Source organism: Streptomyces aurantiacus (genome assembly GCF_001418335.1).
Taxonomy (GTDB): domain Bacteria; phylum Actinomycetota; class Actinomycetes; order Streptomycetales; family Streptomycetaceae; genus Streptomyces; species Streptomyces aurantiacus.
In genome coordinates, this window is sequence record NZ_LIPP01000022.1 from 57,978 (window position 1) to 58,194 (window position 217).

General features: G+C 72.8%; 1 protein-coding gene. It reads left to right on the forward strand.

Annotation, left to right across the window (positions count from 1 at the left end; genetic code table 11):
* Positions 1-217 (forward strand): RpiB/LacA/LacB family sugar-phosphate isomerase (locus tag AOK01_RS03065; RefSeq protein ID WP_245702065.1); only part of this gene is annotated, 217 nt, incomplete at both ends.

A 217-nucleotide genomic window follows, 5' to 3' on the forward strand; every position in this document is an offset into this window, starting at 1 on the left:
CCGAGATGGTCGCCCGCGGCGAGGCCGACCGCGCCCTGCTGGTGTGCGGCACCGGTCTCGGCGTCGCCATCGCGGCCAACAAGGTCAAGGGCATCCGCGCCGTCACCGCCCACGACTCCTTCTCCGTCGAGCGGGCGGTCCTCTCCAACAACGCGCAGATCCTGACCTTCGGCCAGCGCGTCGTCGGCATCGAACTCGCCCGCCGCCTCGCCGCCGA